Source organism: Novosphingobium album (ex Hu et al. 2023), from assembly GCF_022832385.1.
Lineage (GTDB): Bacteria > Pseudomonadota > Alphaproteobacteria > Sphingomonadales > Sphingomonadaceae > Novosphingobium > Novosphingobium album.
This window is the reverse complement of sequence record NZ_JALHLE010000011.1, coordinates 153518-172189: the sequence shown is the minus strand read 5'-3', so window position 1 is coordinate 172189 and position 18672 is coordinate 153518. Positions and strand designations below refer to the sequence as shown.

The 18672-nt window shown below is 63.3% G+C and carries 15 protein-coding genes; 6 read left to right on the top strand and 9 right to left on the bottom strand.

All coding sequences use genetic code 11. From position 1 onward, the window contains the following. Nucleotides 1-80: 80 nt before the first annotated feature. Complete coding sequence (locus tag MTR64_RS09730) at nucleotides 81-686, top strand: DUF938 domain-containing protein (RefSeq protein WP_243993258.1); 606 nt, start codon at nucleotides 81-83, stop codon at nucleotides 684-686. Here the strand turns inward: MTR64_RS09730 and MTR64_RS09725 are convergent. Then, complete coding sequence (locus MTR64_RS09725) at nucleotides 673-2007, bottom strand: MATE family efflux transporter (protein ID WP_243993256.1); 1335 nt, start codon at nucleotides 2005-2007, stop codon at nucleotides 673-675. The genes MTR64_RS09730 and MTR64_RS09725 overlap by 14 nt on opposite strands. Beyond that, nucleotides 2004-3530, bottom strand: a complete 1527-nt coding sequence (locus tag MTR64_RS09720; protein ID WP_243993254.1) for a DHA2 family efflux MFS transporter permease subunit — start codon at nucleotides 3528-3530, stop codon at nucleotides 2004-2006. Before MTR64_RS09720 ends, MTR64_RS09725 begins: the two co-directional genes overlap by 4 nt. A gap of 585 nt (nucleotides 3531-4115) precedes the next feature. On the opposite strand from MTR64_RS09720, the gene MTR64_RS09715 reads away from it, so the two are divergent. After that, the gene (locus MTR64_RS09715) at nucleotides 4116-5084 is read left to right on the top strand and encodes an aldo/keto reductase (protein WP_243993252.1); all 969 of its coding nucleotides are present in this window, start codon (nucleotides 4116-4118) and stop codon (nucleotides 5082-5084) included. Then, nucleotides 5081-5953 carry an alpha/beta fold hydrolase gene (locus MTR64_RS09710; protein ID WP_243993250.1) on the top strand — a complete coding sequence of 291 codons (873 nt, stop codon included), beginning with the start codon at nucleotides 5081-5083 and terminating at the stop codon, nucleotides 5951-5953. The genes MTR64_RS09715 and MTR64_RS09710 overlap by 4 nt, the downstream gene beginning before the upstream one ends. A gap of 79 nt (nucleotides 5954-6032) precedes the next feature. Here the strand turns inward: MTR64_RS09710 and MTR64_RS09705 are convergent, their stop codons facing one another. Both MTR64_RS09705 and MTR64_RS09700 read right to left on the bottom strand, forming a co-directional pair. Next, on the bottom strand, nucleotides 6033-7283 hold the full coding sequence (locus MTR64_RS09705) for a cytochrome P450 (RefSeq protein ID WP_243993248.1): 1251 nt from the start codon (nucleotides 7281-7283) through the stop codon (nucleotides 6033-6035). 31 nt (nucleotides 7284-7314) lie between these two features. Beyond that, nucleotides 7315-7641 carry a 2Fe-2S iron-sulfur cluster-binding protein gene (locus tag MTR64_RS09700; protein WP_243993246.1) on the bottom strand — a complete coding sequence of 109 codons (327 nt, stop codon included), beginning with the start codon at nucleotides 7639-7641 and terminating at the stop codon, nucleotides 7315-7317. A gap of 142 nt (nucleotides 7642-7783) precedes the next feature. On the opposite strand from MTR64_RS09700, the gene MTR64_RS09695 reads away from it, so the two are divergent. Beyond that, nucleotides 7784-8434 carry a TetR/AcrR family transcriptional regulator gene (locus MTR64_RS09695; protein WP_243993244.1) on the top strand — a complete coding sequence of 217 codons (651 nt, stop codon included), beginning with the start codon at nucleotides 7784-7786 and terminating at the stop codon, nucleotides 8432-8434. A gap of 4 nt (nucleotides 8435-8438) precedes the next feature. Here MTR64_RS09695 and MTR64_RS09690 read toward each other — a convergent pair whose 3' ends face one another. After that, nucleotides 8439-9368, bottom strand: coding sequence for a 1-phosphofructokinase family hexose kinase (locus tag MTR64_RS09690; RefSeq protein WP_243993242.1), 930 nt, complete (start codon nucleotides 9366-9368; stop codon nucleotides 8439-8441). Between the two features lie 104 nt (nucleotides 9369-9472). Between MTR64_RS09690 and MTR64_RS09685 the strand changes: the two genes are divergently transcribed. Together MTR64_RS09685 and MTR64_RS09680 are read left to right on the top strand one after the other, a co-directional pair. Next, complete coding sequence (locus tag MTR64_RS09685; RefSeq protein ID WP_243993240.1) at nucleotides 9473-10297, top strand: TauD/TfdA dioxygenase family protein; 825 nt, start codon at nucleotides 9473-9475, stop codon at nucleotides 10295-10297. A 293-nt stretch (nucleotides 10298-10590) separates the two neighbouring features. Beyond that, entirely contained in the window at nucleotides 10591-11271 is a 681-nt protein-coding gene (locus tag MTR64_RS09680; protein ID WP_243993238.1) for a MarR family winged helix-turn-helix transcriptional regulator, read from the top strand. 178 nt (nucleotides 11272-11449) lie between these two features. Here the strand turns inward: MTR64_RS09680 and MTR64_RS09675 are convergent, their stop codons facing one another. The 4 genes from MTR64_RS09675 to MTR64_RS09660 form a co-directional block, all read right to left on the bottom strand. Next, nucleotides 11450-13540: a putative bifunctional diguanylate cyclase/phosphodiesterase gene (locus tag MTR64_RS09675; RefSeq protein ID WP_243993236.1), complete on the bottom strand. Its 2091-nt coding sequence runs from the start codon at nucleotides 13538-13540 to the stop codon at nucleotides 11450-11452. Nucleotides 13541-13717: 177 nt separating this feature from the next. Next, nucleotides 13718-16525, bottom strand: coding sequence for an EAL domain-containing protein (locus tag MTR64_RS09670; protein WP_243993234.1), 2808 nt, complete (start codon nucleotides 16523-16525; stop codon nucleotides 13718-13720). 181 nt (nucleotides 16526-16706) lie between these two features. Beyond that, on the bottom strand, nucleotides 16707-16883 hold the full coding sequence (locus tag MTR64_RS09665) for a hypothetical protein (protein WP_243993304.1): 177 nt from the start codon (nucleotides 16881-16883) through the stop codon (nucleotides 16707-16709). 110 nt (nucleotides 16884-16993) lie between these two features. Continuing rightward, nucleotides 16994-18586 carry an isocitrate lyase gene (locus tag MTR64_RS09660; RefSeq protein WP_243993232.1) on the bottom strand — a complete coding sequence of 531 codons (1593 nt, stop codon included), beginning with the start codon at nucleotides 18584-18586 and terminating at the stop codon, nucleotides 16994-16996. Nucleotides 18587-18672 lie beyond the last annotated feature (86 nt).

The following is an 18672-nucleotide window of genomic DNA, read 5'->3' as shown; positions in this document are numbered from 1 at the left end:
GTTCGTCGAACCATGGCTTTCGTGCGTCTGGCCTATAGCTGGTGCTTGAACTGGCGGGTTCCCGCGCCCATGCCGGGAGCATGAATCAGGATGCCCGCCGACAGGCCCCCGCCGCCGCCCGCAATCGCGATCCCATACTTGCCGTGTTGCGCGAGGTGCTACCGCCGTCCGGGCTCGTGCTCGAACTGGCGAGCGGCACGGGCGAGCACGCGGTGCATTTCGCCAGGGCGCTTCCCGGTCTGGTATGGCAGCCGAGCGATCCCGATGCGGATGCCCGCGAATCCATAGGCGCGTGGAGAGGAACCGAAGCGCTGACCAACCTTCTGCCGCCGGTGGCGCTCGATGCGGCCGCGCCGCTGTGGCCGGTCGAAACCGCCGATGCCGTCGTCTGCATCAACATGATCCACATCAGTCCGTGGGCGTCGACCGAGGGACTGATGGCAGGGGCAGGGCGCTTGCTGGCGCCGGGACATCCGCTGGTGCTCTATGGCCCGTACCGCCGCGCCGGGCATCCGATCGAACCGGGCAATCAGGCTTTCGACGAGGATCTCAAGCGCCGCGATCCGCGCTGGGGCCTGCGCCAGCTCGAAGACGTGAGAGCCTGTGCGAAGGAGCATGGCCTCGTTCTGGAGCGGTACGTGGAAATGCCGGCCAACAATCTCTCGGTAATTTTCAGGAAGCGCTGAAACTGCGTCGTGTCCGGCCTGGCAGCACGAGGAACTGCCCGGCGGCGCGGACCACGAAGAACACCGTGAAGGCTGCCCACAGTCCGTGGTTGCCGAGCGGGTGCAGCAGCCAGAGCAGCGCGAGGTAGAGCGTCATGGCGACCGCCATTGTCCCCAGCATGGCCCGCGTCCACCCGGCGCCGACGAACACGCCGTCGAGCACGAACGAGGCGACGCCCACCAGCGGCAGCGCGATGACCCATCCGATGTAGCTCCCGGTCGTAGCGACGACGCGCGGGTCGGTGCTGAACCAGGCTGCAAGCGGCGCGCCTGCTACGGCGTAAGCCAGTGTCAGCACCAGTCCGGTACCGCCGCCCCAGAGCAGCGCGGCACGCACGGCGGTGGTGAAACGGGCACGGTCACCGGCGCCCTGCGCTTCACCGCACAGAACCTGCGATGCGCTTTCGAAACCGTCCAGGATCAGTGTCGAGAGCATGAAGAGCTGGAACAGGATCCCGTTCGCCGCCAGCGTCACCGGCCCCTGTTGTGCGCCTGCGCGGGCGAAGATCAGGATCGCGCCGGTCAGCAGCAACGTGCGCGCGAAGAGGTCGCGGTTCAACGCAAAGAGGCGGGCGAGGGCATCGCGGTGCCATGTCGTGCGCTGGCGCGCGGCGGCAAAGGCCTCGCGGGCTGAGGGTTGCCGCAGGACGATGGCGGCCAGCAGCAGGAACTTGAGCAGCTCCGATCCCAGCGTCGCCGAAGCCACCCCGGCCACGCCCCAGTGCATGACCAGCACCAGAAACAGGTCGAGCGCGATGTGAACGGCATTGGCGGCGATTTCCACCACCAGCACAGGACGTACCAGCCGCTGGCCGATCAGCCAGCCGACCAGCACGCAATTGCCCAGCCAGACCGGCCCGGCCCAGTAGCGGATGCCGATATAGACGTGCGCATCGGCACGCACCTGCGCCCTGGCTTCGAGCAGATCGAGCCCGGCGGGAATGGCCCAGGGCATTGCCACGAGCAGCAGAGCGCCTATCCCGAGCGCGACGGCCATGGCGCGCGCCAGGGTTTCTCCCTGTGCGGTCCTGTCTCCGCTCCCGGCGCTCTGCGCGGTCAGCGCGACCGTGCTCGTGCGCAGGAAGTTGAAGACGTTGAGCAGGCCCATCATGAACTTGGCGCCCAGTTCCACCGCCCCTTGCGCCGGGGCATCGCCGAGCCGCCCGATCGCCCACATGTCGGCAAGTCCGAACAGCGCCGTCGCCACGTTTGTCAGCATCGCGGGGAGGGCGATTGTCCAGAGCAGGCGCGCAGTGCTGTGTTGCGGCGGCTGCAAGGTCATTCGCCGCTGATCGGTTCGGCCGGGGCGGTGATGCGTTGCGGGCGTTGAAGCAGGAAGACCATGGCGCAAGCGAGGATACCGACAATCGACAGTGCCCAGAAGGCATCGATATAGGCCACCATTGTCGCCTGTCGCACGATCTCATGTTCGATGCCGGCGATCGAGGAGGGCAGGGTGAAGTCGGCATCAGGCATCGCCGAATGTACCACCGGGTTGTCCGGGCGCAGGCCCTCGGTCAGGCGCGACTGCACTTTCGCCTCGTTGCGGTAGATCAGCACCTGCACCAGTGCGATACCTGCCGCGCCGCCATAGCTGCGCAGCAGGGTGTTGAGCGCGGCCCCTTCGTTGCGCAGGTGTGCGGGCAGGGTGGAGAAGGTCATCATCGACAGCGGCACGAAGATTGAACTGGAGCCCATGCCCTGGATCACGCCGGTGGTCACGACGATCCAGTCGCTCGATTGCAGCGTCATGTGCGAGAGATGCCACATCGAGAAGGCAGCCAGCAGCATCCCGAAACCGATGAGCAGGCGCGGATCGACGCGGTTGATCAGGCGGCCCATCGCCAGCATCGCGATCAGCACGCCCAACCCCCGCGGGGCCATCGCCATGCCGACATCGATGATCGGATAGCCGAACAGGTTGGAGAGCATTTCGGGCAGCAACGACATCGGGCTGTAGATCAGCACGCCGAGGAAAAAGCCCACGATCGAGCAGATCACGAAGTTGCGGTCCGTGAATACGGCTGGGCTGACGAAAGGATGTTTCGTTGTCATCGAATGGACGATGAAGAGATAGAATGCGCAGCCCGCGAGCACCGTCTCGATCCAGATCTCGGTCGAGGAGAACCAGTCCTGCACCTGCCCCCGGTCGAACAGCAATTGCAATGCGCCGATCCCGACGGCCAGCAGCACGAAGCCGAGAAAATCGAGCCTGGCGCCTTTCTTCCCGGCATATTCTGGCATTGTCGCAGTCAGGCCCAGCCACGCCATGATCCCGACCGGCAGGTTGATGAAGAAGCACCAGCGCCACGATATGTATTCGGTCAGCCACCCGCCCGCCAGTGGTCCCACCAGCGGCCCGGTAATTGCGGCCATGCCGAAAATGGCCATGGCGCTGCCGTGTTCCTCTGGCGGATAAGCATCGAGCAGCGTGGCCTGACTCATCGGCACCAGTGCTGCCCCGGCCATGCCCTGCAGCACACGGAACAGGATCAGCTCGTCGAGATTGGTGGCTGCCCCGCACAGGCCGGACATGACCGTGAAGAAGAAGATCGAGGTCAGCACCACCCGCTTGCGGCCGAACCGCCCGGCGAGCCAGCCGGTCAATGGCGTGAAGATCGCCAGGGCCACGATGTAGCTCGTGAGCACCCAGGTGATCTGCTCGCGCGAGGCCGAGGTGCTGCCCTGGATGTGCGGCAGCGCGACGTTGGCGATCGTCGTGTCGATCTGGTTCATGATCGCCGCAGCCATGACGAAGAACGTCATCAGCCGCCGCGTCGCCGGGGGAGGATAGGGATGGTTCACGGGAGGATACGGACGGGACAGGACTCGCTTTCATCACGGGCCTACCGGAGCAGATGGCACCCGGCAATCGTTGCTGTGAGGTGAAGGCAAGGCGAATCGGCACCAGAGGGCGAATCACCTGTCGATCGCACGCCAGGAGCAGCCGATACGAAAAATCGATGCTGCGATGCACAAATACCGTCGGGGCGAACTTCGTGCGGCAAGGGCGCAAAGTGTGATTCTGCACGCGACCTCGCGGCAGACCGCTTGTGTTAATCGATGATAAGGTAATGTTGCGTTTGCGAAGAGATCGGCGCGCCGGGTAGATAATTAAACCCCCCGGCGCGCTCTCTCCCAACACCGGCAAAGCCGCAAGCGGCCTTTCGCGGCCACATTGCAACATTAAGCCGGTTTGGCAAAGCAATAATCGCACAGTTTGCTGCGCAATATGCGCATTTCTGAACTATGGCGGCTTCCTACAATTAATGAGAGAAGTTCATTTTTTTGTCACTCGGGCGATGTTTCGCGTTGCCCGTTGCGCTTCGGCGATCGCCGTGATCGGTTGAGGGAGGTTACCGGCAAGAATGGTTGTGGGAGAGGCTGGCGATGGAACAGCGCATACTGGGCGACGGACTTGAAGTTTCCGCGCTGGGGCTAGGCTGCATGAGCGTGAGCGGTGCCTATGGTCCGCGTTTGTCTCAGGACGAATGCAATGCCCTGCTGCGCGGCGCATTCGAGAGTGGCATTACTTTCTTCGATACCGCCGAGATCTATGGTCCCTTCGTTGGCGAGGAGATGGTGGGCAAGGCGCTTGCGCCGATCCGCGGGTCGGTGGTGGTGGCGACCAAGTTCGGTTTCCGCACCCAGAACAAGGCTGAGCCCGGAAAGCCGATTCAGGGTTTTGACAGCCGCCCCGAACACATTCGCGAAGTCTGCGATGCCTCGCTCGCGCGGCTCGGCATGGAGTGCATCGATCTGCTCTATCAGCACCGGGTCGATCCCGATGTGCCGATCGAGGATGTCGCCGGAACCGTCGGCGACCTGATCCGCGAGGGCAAGGTACGTCACTTCGGCATGTCCGAGGCGTCCGCCGACCTGATCCGCCGTGCCCATGCCGTGCAGCCGGTGGCGGCAGTGCAGAGCGAATATTCGCTGTGGTCGCGCGATGTCGAACAATCGGTGCTGCCCACGTTGCGCGAGCTGGGCATCGGTTTCGTGCCCTACAGCCCGCTCGGGCGCGGGTTCCTGACCGGCGGCGTGAAGCCCGGAGAGCTGGCCGGTGACGACTGGCGCGCGAGCATGCCGCGCTTCAGCGGAGAGGCCGGTGCGCACAACTTCCGGCTGGTCGAGGCGCTGCTGTCGCTGGCCGAACGCAAGGGCGTGACGGCAAGGCAGCTTGCCCTCGCCTGGGTGCTTCACCAAGGTAAGGACATCGTGCCGATCCCCGGCACCCGCAGGCTTGACCGGCTGCATGAAAATGCGGCGACCGCTGATATTGTGCTGTCGGCGGAAGACCTGTCCGGGATCGAGCAGGCCATGCCCATCGCCCAGGTGCAGGGCGGGCGCTACGCATGACTCCGCTTGACGTGCAGAATGCCGATCCGGCGGCGTTTCTCGCGGCGTTGGAGGCCCGGGCCGAACGCGTTGAAACGCCGTGCGGTGATGGCACCATGGTCTGGCGCATCTGGGGCGAGGGGAAGCCGCTGGTTCTCGCCCACGGCGCGCAAGGAGCATGGTCGCACTGGGTGCGTAATATCGAGCACTTGTCCCGCCGCCGCCGTTTGATTGTCGCCGACCTGCCGGGGCATGGGCAATCGGCGATGCCGGAGACGCCTGATCATGAAGGCATATCCAGGGCGCTGGCGCAGGGACTGGAGCACATTCTAGGCCGCGAGGGCTTGCCGGTGGACCTGTGCGGCTTTTCCTTCGGCGGGGTCGCGTTCGCCCATCTCGCCGCCTTCTATCCGCATGTGGCGCGCAGGCTGGTGATCGTCGGCTGCGGCGGGCTTGATACGCCGGGCGGGCATCCGCGGCTCGGCCGGATCAGCGGACTGACCGGCGATGAGCGGCGCGCGGCGCTCAAGGCGAACCTGCTGGGGCTGATGCTGCATCATCCTGACAGCGCCGACGAACTGGCGATCCACATGCTGCTGCCCACGGCCAAGGCCGCGCGGCTGAACGTGCCACATCTCGTTCTGCCCGACCGTCTTGTGAAGATCCTTCCGCGCGTCCGTGTTCCGGTGGATGCGATCTGGGGAGAGCTGGATCTGCCGCACCCGGACCCGGCGGCACAGGAAGCGGTGTTGCGGCAGGTTCAGCCGGACACGGATTTTCGTGTCGTTCCTGATGCAGGGCACTGGGCGATGTACGAGAGACCGGAAGCGTTCGAAGCCGCGCTCCTCGGTATATTGGACGGTCCCTTGCGTCCTCTCGCGGCTGGCTGAGCTGAAACGTCCTTCGCGCAAAAAGAAAGGGAGCCGCAGGGCTCCCTTTCGCATGAGGTCGGGGTGTCCGACTGGAATCCTACCACTCCAGCGCGACTTCCTCGGGGCCGATCACGCCGCCGGGACGGTACTCGATGTGTGCGCCGTCTTTCAGCTTGAAGGCGGGGATGCGCTTGAGCCATTCCTGAAGTGCGATCTTCACTTCGAGGCGCGCGAGGTGGCCGCCCATGCAGCTGTGCACGCCGACGGTGAAGGCGAGGATCGTCTTGCGCGGGCGGTCGAAATCGACTTCCAGCGGGTTCGGGAACACGTCGGGATCGAAGTTGCACGCGGGCAGGATGAAGGTGACGCGGTCGCCCTTCTTCATCTGCACGCCGCGCATCACGTAGTCCTGATCGAGCACGCGGCCCGAGAAGGTCACCGACCAGCGGCGCAGCAGTTCCTCGACGATCTTGTCGATATCATGGTCCATCCGCTCGATGATTTCCTGCACCTTGGCAGGGTTCCGGGCGAGGTAGAGCCAGATGTTGTTCAGCGTGGCGAACACGGTGTCGAGGCCGCCGATGAACAGGAAGCAGACGAAGCCGAAGATCTCCTTGTCGGAAAGCGGCACGCCGTCCGGCGCGGCATGGGCGATCAGGCTGACGACGCCGTCGTCTGGATTCGCCTTCTTGTCCGCGATTGCGTCCTTCAGGTACTCGGTGATGCTCATCATCGCCGCGCCCATGCGTTCGCGGTCGTTGGAGTGCAGCAGTTCCATCGCCCACGACACGAACGTATCGCGCATGTCCTGCGGCAGGCCCATGATGTCGAGGAACACCGAAACCGGCAGCGGACGGCCGAATTCCTCGGTGAACTCGCATTCGCCCTTGCCGATGAACTGGTCGATCAGGTCGTTCGCGCGCTGGCGGATCAGGCCTTCCAGTTTCTGCACGCCCTTGGGCGAGAACACCGGATCGACGATGTTGCGGTACTTGCGGTGGTGTGGCGGATCGATCTCGATCGGGATGAAGTAAAAATAGTCGTTCGGATCGCGCGGGAAGGGCGTGGCGCCCTCGTTCGAGAAGATGTCCGGGTGGCGCAGGCCGAACAGGGCATCCTCATGCTTGGTGAGGTGCCACATGTTGCCCATCGGGCTGACGTCGTAATAGATCGGCGGCTGCTTTTCGTGCAGCGCGGCCATGAAGCCGTGCGGGTCGGCGAGGAATTCCGAACCCACGGTGAGGCCGGACTGGCGCACCAGCTCCTGCGGGACGTGGGCAGGCACCTGATCCATGCCGGCATAGCGCGGAAGCGTGGGCGGAACGGGGTTTGCTGCGTCTATCGGCACGGTATCTCTCCCTATGTTCTGAACCGGCGGATCAGTACTGCGATTCGGGCATGTGGATGACGAGACCGTCGAGTTCGTCGGTCATCTCGATCTGGCAGGAAAGGCGGCTGTTCGGCTTCACTTCCGCCGATGCGTTTTCCAGCAGTTCCTCTTCGGCCTCGGACGAGGGGCCGCCGACTTTCGCGGTCCAGGCATCGTCGATGTAGCAGTGGCAGGTGGCGCAGGACAGCGCCCCGCCGCATTCGCCGGCAATGCCTTCGACGCCGTTGTACACCGCGCCATGCATCACGTTTTCGCCGGCCGGCACGTCGATCTGCGTCTCGTGGCCGGTGTGGTCGATGTAAGTAACCTTGGGCATCAATCTCTCCTGGAAGTTCGCGAGAACATCGTTCTCAATTTTTTAGCCCGACACGGCTTGTAGTGTCAACGTACAACACATTGCCGGAGGAACCGAGATGCAGGCACTGGACCCCGGAAGGGACTCCGCTTAGGCAATGTCAATGTCAGGACAGTCCCTCTATCCCGCAGCGCCGGCTGCCGTTCCAGGCGGCGAACGTGACCGGGCCCGTATGCTGATTGGTGCTGCCTACGACCTGCTCGACGAAAGCGGGCTGGAAGGGCTGACTATCCGGGCCGTGCTGGCGAAAACCGGGCTGGCGCGACGGGCCTTCTACGAGTGTTTCCAGGGCAAGGACGACCTGGTGCTGGCCGTGTTCGACAGTTCGTTGCGCGCGGCGGCGGCCCAGTTCCGTGATTTCACCCAGAAATGTGACGGGCCCGAGGATGCGCTGCGGGTGATCGTGACGAGCATTGTCGTCGGCCAGCTTGGTCACGATCGCATGGGGGCCAACCGGCGCGGCGCGGCGCTCAGCCGCGAGCACTTGCGGCTGGCGCAGACGCGTCCGGCAGAACTGCAATCGGCGCTTCAGCCTCTGCTCGACCTGATGGCGGGCTATGTCAGCACCGGTATCCGCGCGGGCGTTTTCCGTGCCGCCGATCCGCATGCGCAGGCGCGGTTGATCTACAATCTCGTTTCCACGACGGTGCACACCTTGCTGCTGGCGGAAGAAGGGGGCGCGGCGGATCTGCACGAACGCGAGGAACTGGCCGCCAGCATTTGGGAATTCTGCCGCCGGGGCATCATCGCATAGAGCATTACAACGGCTCGACCAGTTGCAGGAGCCGCTCGATATCGGATGGATAGGCCAGTCCCGTGCCGGCCCGCAACACGGCAGCTGAACCGGCAGCAACGCCGAAGCGGAAGGCTTCCAGTTCGGTCATCCCGGTGCTCAGCGCGAAGATCATGCCCGCGACGAAGCTGTCGCCTGCCCCCACTGCGCTGGCCGCCTCGATCCTGAGGGAAGGCAGGAACACCGGGCCTCCCTCGCGGGCGAGGATCGCCCCCTCCTGTCCGAGCGTCACGGCGACAAGGCGCGCCTTGCCAGCCTGCACGATGTCCATCGCTACCTGCTCGATCTCTCCGCGCGTATCGAGCTTGCGCCCCACGTACTGCTGCAGTTCACCCTGGCTGGGCTTCACCAGTAGCAGCGATCCGGCATCAATCCCCTGCATGAGCGCGCGCCCCGAACTGTCGAGCACGATCTCGATTCCGCGCGGGCGCAGCAGGCGGGTCACGCGGGCATAGTAGTCGTCGGGCACACCGGGCGGCAGCGAGCCGCTCAGCACCATGATGTCGCAATCCGACTGGCTGATCAGATCGAGGCACTCGGTCCATTCGCGTTCAGAGATCTTCGGCCCCTGCGGGGTGAAGCGGTATTCCTTGCCCGTTTCGTGTTCCAGCACGGCGGAGGCGATGCGCGTGGGCCCGGTGATCGGGATGCGCGTGCGCACCAGTTCGTGCGAATCGATCAGCCCGTCGAGCGCCGGGCCGGTTGCACCACCCGAAAGGTAATAGCAGCGCGCGTTGCCGCCGAGCCGGGTGAACACCCGCGCCACGTTGATGCCCCCGCCGCCAGGCGCGTACCATTCGTTGTCCGTACGCATCTTGTGCGTGTGCCGCATCCGGGAGATGTCATAGGATACATCAATCGTGGGATTCATCGTCAGGGTGGCGATGTCTTTCATCAGGAAGGCTCCGGGGCGGCAGGAGAAGAAGGCGCTGGAATCACGCGCCATAATGCGACAGGTTCGGGCGGCACAGTCAACAGGCGTGCGAAGGGAGAGGACCGATGAAATTCCGGCCGCTGCATCGCGATTTCGGCGTGGAGGTGCTGGGCTTCGATACCCAAACGGGCGGCACGGAGGCCGAGATTGACGCGCTGCGATCCGCCTGGGATGCGCACGGGCTGCTCCTGTTCCGCGGTGGCGGACGCCTTTCGCCCGAGCGCCAGCTGGAGATCGCGGCATGGTTCGGCCCGCCGCCGCCGGTCGCCAATGGAGGGAAGGACGATTTCGTCACGGTGCTGCGCAACGACGATGCGGCGGGCTCGGTCATGCTGCCGTTCCATTCGGATCTGACTTATACCGACCATCCAATCCACGGGATCTGCCTCCACGCCATCGCTCTGCCGCAAGGGGCTACTGCGACCACCTTCGTGAGCGGCACGGCGGGCTGGCGCCACCTGCCACAGGACCTGAAGGACGATGTCGAGGGGACTACCCTTCGGCACAAGCTGGACATGTTCGCCAGCGGCTACGACTGGCCGGTCTTCATTGCGGAGCATCCCACCGTTCTGCCGCACCCGCGCACCGGACAGCCCGTTCTGTTCGTGACGCAATACCATGCCGACCGGATCCTGGAATTTGACGACGGGCGTAGCCGGGCCGTGCTGGAGCACCTCTTCGCGCACCTCTATGCGGACGAGGCCCGTTACGACCATATCTGGCAACTTCATGACCTGCTGATGATAGACAACATCGCGCTCCAGCATGCGCGCATGGCCCATGCCGACCCGGCCGAGGGCGAGCGCGCCCTGCAGCGCGTTGCGCTTTCGGATGCAACGCTGGACGAACTGGTGGAGCGGGCGCGTGCGCAGGAAGCTGCGCGGGCTTAGGTCTGAGATACGAGGCGCAAATCAGGGACGGCCTTCAATGGGATCTATTCGCGATTTTCTTGCAGAAGCGGACTTTCCGGACACGCCGGCATTGCTGACATCGACTGGTGGCCGCACAAAAATGGGCGGCCCTGCAAGGGCCGCCCGTGAGGTTGGCCCTTGCAAGATGCAGAAGCCTCGGGTCGCACCGCAGTCTTGTCACCCGACACAGTGCGGATATAGCGTGAAAAATGACGTCAAATTCTGGAGTCAAATTCTCCAATGCGCGCCAGACCTGCTAACAGATGATAGCCATGGACAAGCCAAAGCCCACCCCCGAGCCACTGTCGCTGCTCGAAATCCAGCGCGCATTTGAAACGAAGTTTGGTGTCCACACGCTCACCGGCGAATATGAACTGATCTACTGCCTGCTTGATGAAGAATGGGCCACACCCTTACACCTTCAGCAGCGCTCCCGTCTTTCGGGAACTGCATTTTATTATACGCTCGCGGGAATGATATCGCGCGGCGTGTTAGTCACCCGCTCGCACCCGCGCGATCGGCGTAGCAAGCTCTATGGCCTTAGCGAGCCGATGCACAAGCTGGTTCTCGGGCAGCACGCCGGCTACATGGAACTTGCCCGGCCGGTTCTTTCCGATGAGCCCAATGCCGCCACTGCGCTAAGCATGGGCAAGTCCTACATCTATCGCGGAAGCCAGGTCAGCCATCTCACGGCCGAGTTCCAGATCCTGCTCTATCTCTATCTCGCGGCGGTCCTGTCGAATGTTGAGATGTCGCGGTTCATCGACGTGTCACCGTCCGGGTTCAATGTCAGCCTTCGCAGACTCAGATCGCTGGACATGGTGACGACGGTGGTCAATCCGGCCGACAGACGAGGTAGGCTCTATGCGCTGACGGGAGAGGTGCGAGCCGAACTGAACCAATTGCACCGCCGGGTGTTTGCCTGGCTCGGCAATCACACCGTAAATTCGTAGGCCCGGTTGATCATATCGTCAGGGCAAGTTCAACGAAGTCGAAAAGTCTCATGCCCATTGCGTTTTGATCCGCTTGCCCCGGCTTTCCGGTCGTTTAACCGCCTGACCACGCCGCCAGCGAAGCGGACAATCATTCAGCTAGTATCCGGTTGAGATAATCTGCGAATTTGTCCCGCAGTCAGGCTGCGCGGCGCCCCGGAACGGTCAATGTTCGGCCGTGCTCGGGCTTGCCGAACAGGAAGCCCTGGCCTTGCGCGCAGCCTTCGTCGCGCAGGTAGTCGCGTTCGAATTCGCGCTCGATGCCTTCGGCCGCGACGGTCAGGCCCAGGCTCTTGCCAAGCCCGATCACCGCGCGGATCACCGCGCGCGAATTGGCTTCGCGGTGCAGGTTCAGGATGAACGCCTTGTCGATCTTGATCTTGGTGAAGGGGTAGTTGAGCAGGTAGCTCAGCGAGGAATAGCCGGTGCCGAAATCATCGAGCGAGATGCCGATGCCGAAGGCGCGCAGGTTGCGGATGATGGCGGAGGTCCGCGGCCCCTTTTCCATCAGCACCGCCTCGGTAATTTCCAGTTCCAGCCGTTCGGCATTGAGGCCGGAGGTGGACAGGGCGTTGATGACGGTGCTGAGCAGCTTGCCATTGCGGAACTGAAGCGGGGAGACATTGACCGCGACCTTGACGTGATCGGGCCAGTTGGCCGCCTCGCGGCAGGCCTCGAACAGCACGAAGCGGCCGAGCTGGTCGATGATCCCCATTTCCTCGGCGAGCTGGACGAAGACATCGGGCGGGACGAGGCCGCGCACGGGATGGTTCCACCGCAGCAGTGCCTCGTAGCATTCCACCTCGCCCGTGGTGAGGTTGACGAGCGGCTGGTAGTGAACCTCCAGTTCGCCGCCGCTGACGGCCGCGCGGAAATCCTGTTCCAGCTTGTTCTTTTCCTGCGCGGCGGCATCCATGCTGGCCTCGAAGACCCGGCAGCTGCCCCGCTGCTCGCCCTTGGCGGCATAGAGCGCGAGGTCGGCATAGCGCATCAGCGTTTCGGGATCGCGGCTGTCGTAAGGCGAAGACGCGAAGCCGACGGTGGCGCCGATGTGGATCAGGTGGCCATGAACGAAGAACGGTTCGGACAGCGTCGAGATGATCGACTTGGCGACCAGTTCTGCCTGCATCAGGCTGGAGCGGCGGAAGATGATCGCGAACTCGTCGCCGCCGATCCGGCAGAGCAGGGCGTCGGGGGGAATGAGTTTGAGCATGCGTGCGGCGGCATCTTTGAGCACCACGTCGCCGAACATGTGTCCGTAAGTATCGTTCACGGCCTTGAAATGGTCGAGGTCGACGAGGGCTATCGTGACCGTGTCCGCAGTTTCCTGCTCGCTCAGAACTTTGCACAGGTGTTCGCGGCAGTGGGCGCGATTGACGAGGCCGGTCAGTTCATCGTGGCGGGCCATGTGTTCCATGCGCTGTTCGATGCGGCGGCGCTCGGTCATGTCGAAGATCGAAATGATCGTCGCGGAATAGCCTTCGAGTTGCGAAAGCCGGGTGGCGACGACTGCATCCACGCACGAACCGTCGCGGTGGAGCATCTGCCAGCAGTTGTTGGTGTCCGAGTGGTCGATCGCCAGCATCGCGGCAGCCTGGGGCCAGACTGTTTCTGGGAACAGATCGCGTGCGGCAAGCCCCGCCATGGCCTGCCGCTCGTATCCGAAAAAGGCGCAGGCCGCTTCGTTGGCCGAACGGATGAGGCCGCTTTCGATGTCATAGACGAGCATGGGCAGCGGGTTGCGCTCGAACAGCAGGCGGAAGTTCTCTTCCTTCTGCTTGAGATCGGTAATGTCGACGCGGATGCCGACCGTGCCGCATCCTTCGATCTTGCGTTCCTCGATCATGATGCAGCGGCCGTTGGAAAGCCACTGTTCGTGGCGGCTTCCCGGCTGCTGCAACCGCTCAAGGCGTTCTGCCAGCCATTGTTCCTCGCGGCCTATGGCCTCGGGATAGTCACCGCGTTCGATACCGATGCGCAGGGTATCCGCCAGCCTCGCGCCCGGTTGCAGCAAATCGGCGGAGCGGCTGTAGATTTCTGCATATTGCTCGTTCCAGAACATGTACCGGTCGTCTTCGTCGAGAAAGACGATGCCGTGGGGCAGCGCCTCGATCGATTCCCGCAGCCGCAGTTCCGCGCGCGAGGCCGCCTGCAGCGCCAGCTCGAGCGACTGCATGGCCTGTTCGCCAGCTACCAGACCGGACTGTTCCTCAGGAAACCGACGATGCACGTTGACCCCTCATGATGCGGGTCACGCTATGGGCCGAGTGTTAATTTTTTTACCACCGCAACAGCGTGAAATTGCAATTTTTCGCAGCTACTTACGGGAAAATTGTCTCTGAGGACCAGGTGTTGCGAGCGACTTTTTCGGACCATGCGGAACAATGCGTATCCGGCAGGTTGCCAATCAGAAGTTGACCGCGTCGGGCAGGTCGAGGCTTGGCGCTGCGGCCGGACGGCCGAAGTAATACCCCTGTGCCTCGTCACACCCTTCGCTTTCGAGCACCTGCAACTGGCCTTGGGTCTCGACACCCTCGGCCAGGACCGGGATGGAGAGGCTCCGGCCCAGCGAAAGGACCGTGCGGATGATGGCCAGCGCCTGGTGACTGGTTTCCGCGCGCAGCAGGAACGACTTGTCGATCTTGATCTTGTCGAAGGGGAACGCATGCAAGGTGTCGAGCGAGGAATGGCCGGTGCCGAAATCATCGATCGCCACGCTGACGCCCATGGCCTTGAACTGGCGCAGGTAGTGCAGCGCGCGCAGCTTGTCGGTGATGATTGCGGATTCGGTAACTTCCAGTTCCAGCCGGTTCGGCGAGAGGCCGGTTTGCAGCAGAATGGCGCGGAAGCGTTCGATCAGGCCATCCTGCAGGAACTGCACCGGCGAGAGATTGACTGCGACCTTGAGCGTTTCGGGCCAGTGCCTGGCCTCCGCGCAGGCCTCTTGCAGCACCCAGTCGCCGATCGCGAAAATGTCGCCGGTCTCTTCGGCCAAAGGAATGAATTCAGTGGGCGAGATCAGGCCGCGCTTGGGATGGTGCCAGCGTAGCAGCGCTTCGTAACCGGAGATTTCCCCGGTCTTGAGCGAACGCTGCGGCTGGTAGAGCAGGCGCAGTTCGCCGGAAGGCACGGCATGGCGCAAGTCGCTGGCGAGCTGGCGGCGGGCGCGGGCGCTTTCGTCCATGTCAGGTTCGAAGAAGCAGACGGTAAGGCCAATTGATGACTTCGTCCGCTGCAGCGCGAGGTCCGCGTTGTTGAGCAAGGTCTCGCGATCCTCGCCGTCGCGCGGGTAGACTGCCACGCCCAGACTTGTGGCGAGAGACAGGCTTCGGGCCTGGATTGTCACCGGGGCGACGAAGGCATCCGTCAGGCGGGTCAGGAATTCGTCGAGTTCGGCCCGATCGTTGAATGATTTGGCTGCGGCGAATTCGTCACCTCCCAGGCGCGCGGTCACTTCGCCGTCCCCCATCACGCTGGTCAGGCGTCCGGCAATGGCCTGTAGCGCCTCGTCACCGGCTGCGTGGCCATAGGTGTCGTTGATTTCCTTGAAGCGATCGAGATCGATGGCGATGGCGGCGATATGTGTTCCGCGTTCCGCAGCTTTCTCGATCGCGTGGTCGAGGCGCCGGTGATAGCGGGCGCGATTGGGCAATCCGGTCATCGCATCATGGAAGGCCATGTGTTCGATCGTCGCCTCCGAGCGGCGCTGCTCGGTGATGTCGGTGCAGGTGGTGACCCAGCCGCCGTCGGCCAGTGGACTGTTGGCCATCGATATCACCCGGCTGCCGTCCAGTTCCGTCATCACTGGTGACGCACGCTCCTCGCCGAGGGCATCGTCGATGATCTGCCGGAACTCCCAGAGTTGTTCAGCGGCGCGCTGAGGACCACCGGTGTTCATGAATCCGGCTACGATCAGCCGGCCCAGCGGCGTGCCGGGCACAGTATCGGCTTCTGTCAGGTTCCACAGTTCGCGAAAGCGCTGGTTGCACAGGACCACGCGTTCTTCAGCATCGAACAGGCACAGGCCCTCGTGCATGTTCTCCAGCGCGGTATCGAGCTGGCGCGAAGTCTCCGCTGCGAGTGCCTGGGCCTGCCGGATGCGGGTGACGTCGTGTGTGATGGCCGAAAAGCCGATGTGCTGTCCTTTGTCGTCGCAGACTTTCTCGATCGTGCCCTCGACGCTGAACCGGGTGCCGTCGCGGCGCCGCGAATCCCACATGCCCTTGCAGATGCCGGTTTCGGCGGCGATTTTCAGGACTTGTGCGGGAAGCCCTCCGGTACAGTCTTCCGGAGTAAAGAGACGGGCCATCGGCATGCCGACGGCATCCTCTGCGCTGTAACCGGTGAGTTGCTGCGCACCGGTGTTCCATTGCGAAATGCAGCCGTCACGGTCCAGCATGCAGATCGCGTAGTCGGATGAGTTGTTCACCAGGAACGAGAGCTGCCGTTCGCTTTTGGCAAGGGCGGTCAGCGCCTTGTAGTTCGACAGGGCGACCAGTAGCCCCAGCACGAACAGTCCCATGGTGACCAGACCGATCCAGACCGCCAGATTGGCCGGTGACATGCTCATCGCGTGTGGCATGGCCCTGGCGGGAACTGGCTGAAGTGCCGTCATGCCGGTCGCATATGTTGCCGTGATGAGCAGGCTGAAGAAGAGGACACCGATCGACGCGGTCAACTTGCCATGGAAGCGGCTGGTGAGGGAAAATGCCGGCAAGCCGAAGAAAACGCCGAGAATGATCGAGGTGGTGACGTATTCCGGATCCCAATGGATCTGGGCTGGCATTTGCACCGCGGCAATGCCGGTGTAGTGCATGACCGCGATCCCGCCGCCGAAAAGCAGGCTTGCCGTCAACACTCCGCCGCGTGACGGCAGGTGCAATAGCAGCAGCATGCACGTCACGCCTGACGTGAGGACCAGAACCAGCGACGCTAGCGTGATCGGGAAGTCGAACGTGAACGGACTGCCCGGCAAATAGCCGAGAAAGGCGATCTGATGGGCTGACCAGGCGCCAGTGCCCAGCGTCAGTCCGGATAGTACCGTCCAGGTGTAGCTGGGCACGCCCCTGCGGTTGCGCGCCTGCCGCCAGCAGGAGACCGCGCAGGCACTTGCCAGCGTGGCCGCTGCCAACGCCAGCAGCACCATACCGGGCCGATGCTCCTGGCTGATGCACAGGTAGAGCTCGGCAAGTGGATTGGCGTGAGAATCCCCCATGGCTGCCAAAACTATCGGCTGTCACGTTGCAGGCGCGATAATCGCAACTTGCGGGGAATCCCCAATTCGGCGCGGCGCTGTCCGTAAACGATTGCTTAGCGCCTTTTTCCAAGAAAATGGCCCGCCGCACCGGTGTGCGACGGGCCAAGCTTTCCTCCCCAGGAAAACTCTTGAAGCAGCCTCAGCGGCGGATGGCCGAGCCGAGGCGGTGGTAAAGGTTCGAATACTTGGACGAGATCGGATCGTCCTGATGCGCCTGCAGATAGTAGCGGACTGCTTCCTGCAGCAGCTTGAAGTCTTCGTTCGAAAGCACCGCGCGGGCGCGGGCCGGTTCGGTCGTGGTGGTGGTCATGGTCACGTTTCCTTTCCTTTGCTCGCGTGGTTGATTCCCGTGAGCGGGGTGCTCGCCGAGCGGAGCGAGAGGTAACAGAGCCCCGCTCGGCAATTTCAGATGTTCGCCTGCGACGATCACGCTGCGAACTGATTCATCGTGTTGTGCGCGCCGCCGGCCTTGAGGGCCGCTTCACCGGCGAAGTATTCCTTGTGGTCGTCGCCGATGTCGGAGCCGGCCATGTTCTGGTGCTTCACGCAGGCGATGCCCTGGCGGATCTCCTGGCGCTGGACGCCCTTGACGTAGCCGAGCATGCCAGCCTCGCCGAAGTATTCCTTCGCCAGGTTGTCGGTCGACAGCGCAGCGGTGTGGTACGTCGGCAGCGTGATCAGGTGGTGGAAGATGCCCGCCTCGCGTGCCGCGTCCTTCTGGAAGGTGCGGATGCGCTCGTCGGCTTCGTCCGCCAACTCGGTGCCGTCGTAGTCGATGCTCATCAGCTTCGCACGGTCATAGGCCGACATGTCGCGTCCTTCTGCGGTCCAGGCATCGAACACCTGCTGGCGGAAGTTCAGCGTCCAGTTGAAGCTGGGCGAGTTGTTGTAGACCAGCTTGGCATTCGGAATGACTTCGCGGATGCGGCTGACCATCCCGCCGATCTGGCCGATGTGCGGCTTTTCGGTTTCGATCCACAGCAGGTCGGCGCCGTTCTGCAGCGACTGGATGCAATCGAGCACGCAGCGGTCCTCGCCGGTTCCGGGGCGGAACTGGTAGAGGTTCGACGGCAGGCGCTTCGGCTTCATCAGCTTGCCGTTCCGGGTGATCAGCACGTCGCCGTGGCCGATGTTGGCCGCATCGACTTCGTCGCAGTCGAGGAAGCTGTTGTACTGGTCGCCGATATCGCCGGCTTCACGGGTGAAGGCGATCTGCTTGGTGAGGCCTGCGCCCAGCGAGTCGGTGCGGGCCACGATGATGCCCTCGTCGACGCCCAGTTCCATGAAGGCGTAGCGGACCGCGCGGATCTTCGCGATGAAGTCCTCGTGCGGAACGGTAACCTTGCCGTCCTGGTGGCCGCACTGCTTTTCGTCCGAGACCTGGTTCTCGATCTGGATGCAGCAGGCGCCCGCCTCGATGAACTTCTTGGCGAGGAGGTACGTCGCCTCCGCGTTGCCGAAGCCCGCGTCGATGTCGGCGATGATCGGAACCACGTGGGTCTGGAACTCGTCGATCTTGTGCAGCAGGCGGTGCGTGTTGACTGCATCACCGGCGGCCTTGGCGGCGTCGAGATCGCGGAACAGCATGCCGAGTTCACGGGCATCGGCCTGACGCAGGAAGGTGTAGAGTTCCTCGATCAGCGCGGGGACCGAGGTCTTCTCGTGCATCGACTGGTCGGGCAGGGGGCCGAACTCGCTGCGCAGGGCGGCGACCATCCAGCCGGACAGGTAAAGGTAGCGGCGCTTCGTCGACCCGAAGTGCTTCTTGATGCTGATCATCTTCTGCTGGCCGATGAACCCGTGCCAGCAGCCCAGCGACTGGGTGTACTGTGCGGGATCGGCATCATACGCGGCCATGTCTTCACGCATGATCTTCGCGGTGTAGCGGGCGATGTCGAGGCCGGTGCGGAACCGGTTCTGGAGGCGCATGCGGGCAACCGACTCGGCCTCGATGCCGTTCCAGTTGGGCTCGGTGCCGATGGTCTTTCCGGCTTCGATGATCTGGCTGTTGTAGGTCACGATTCGATTTCCCTTGAGGAAGATTGTTGCGGTGTGATGCGGCGCAGGTAGTCACAAATTTCACGCCCGAAAACGCCTAGCGAAGT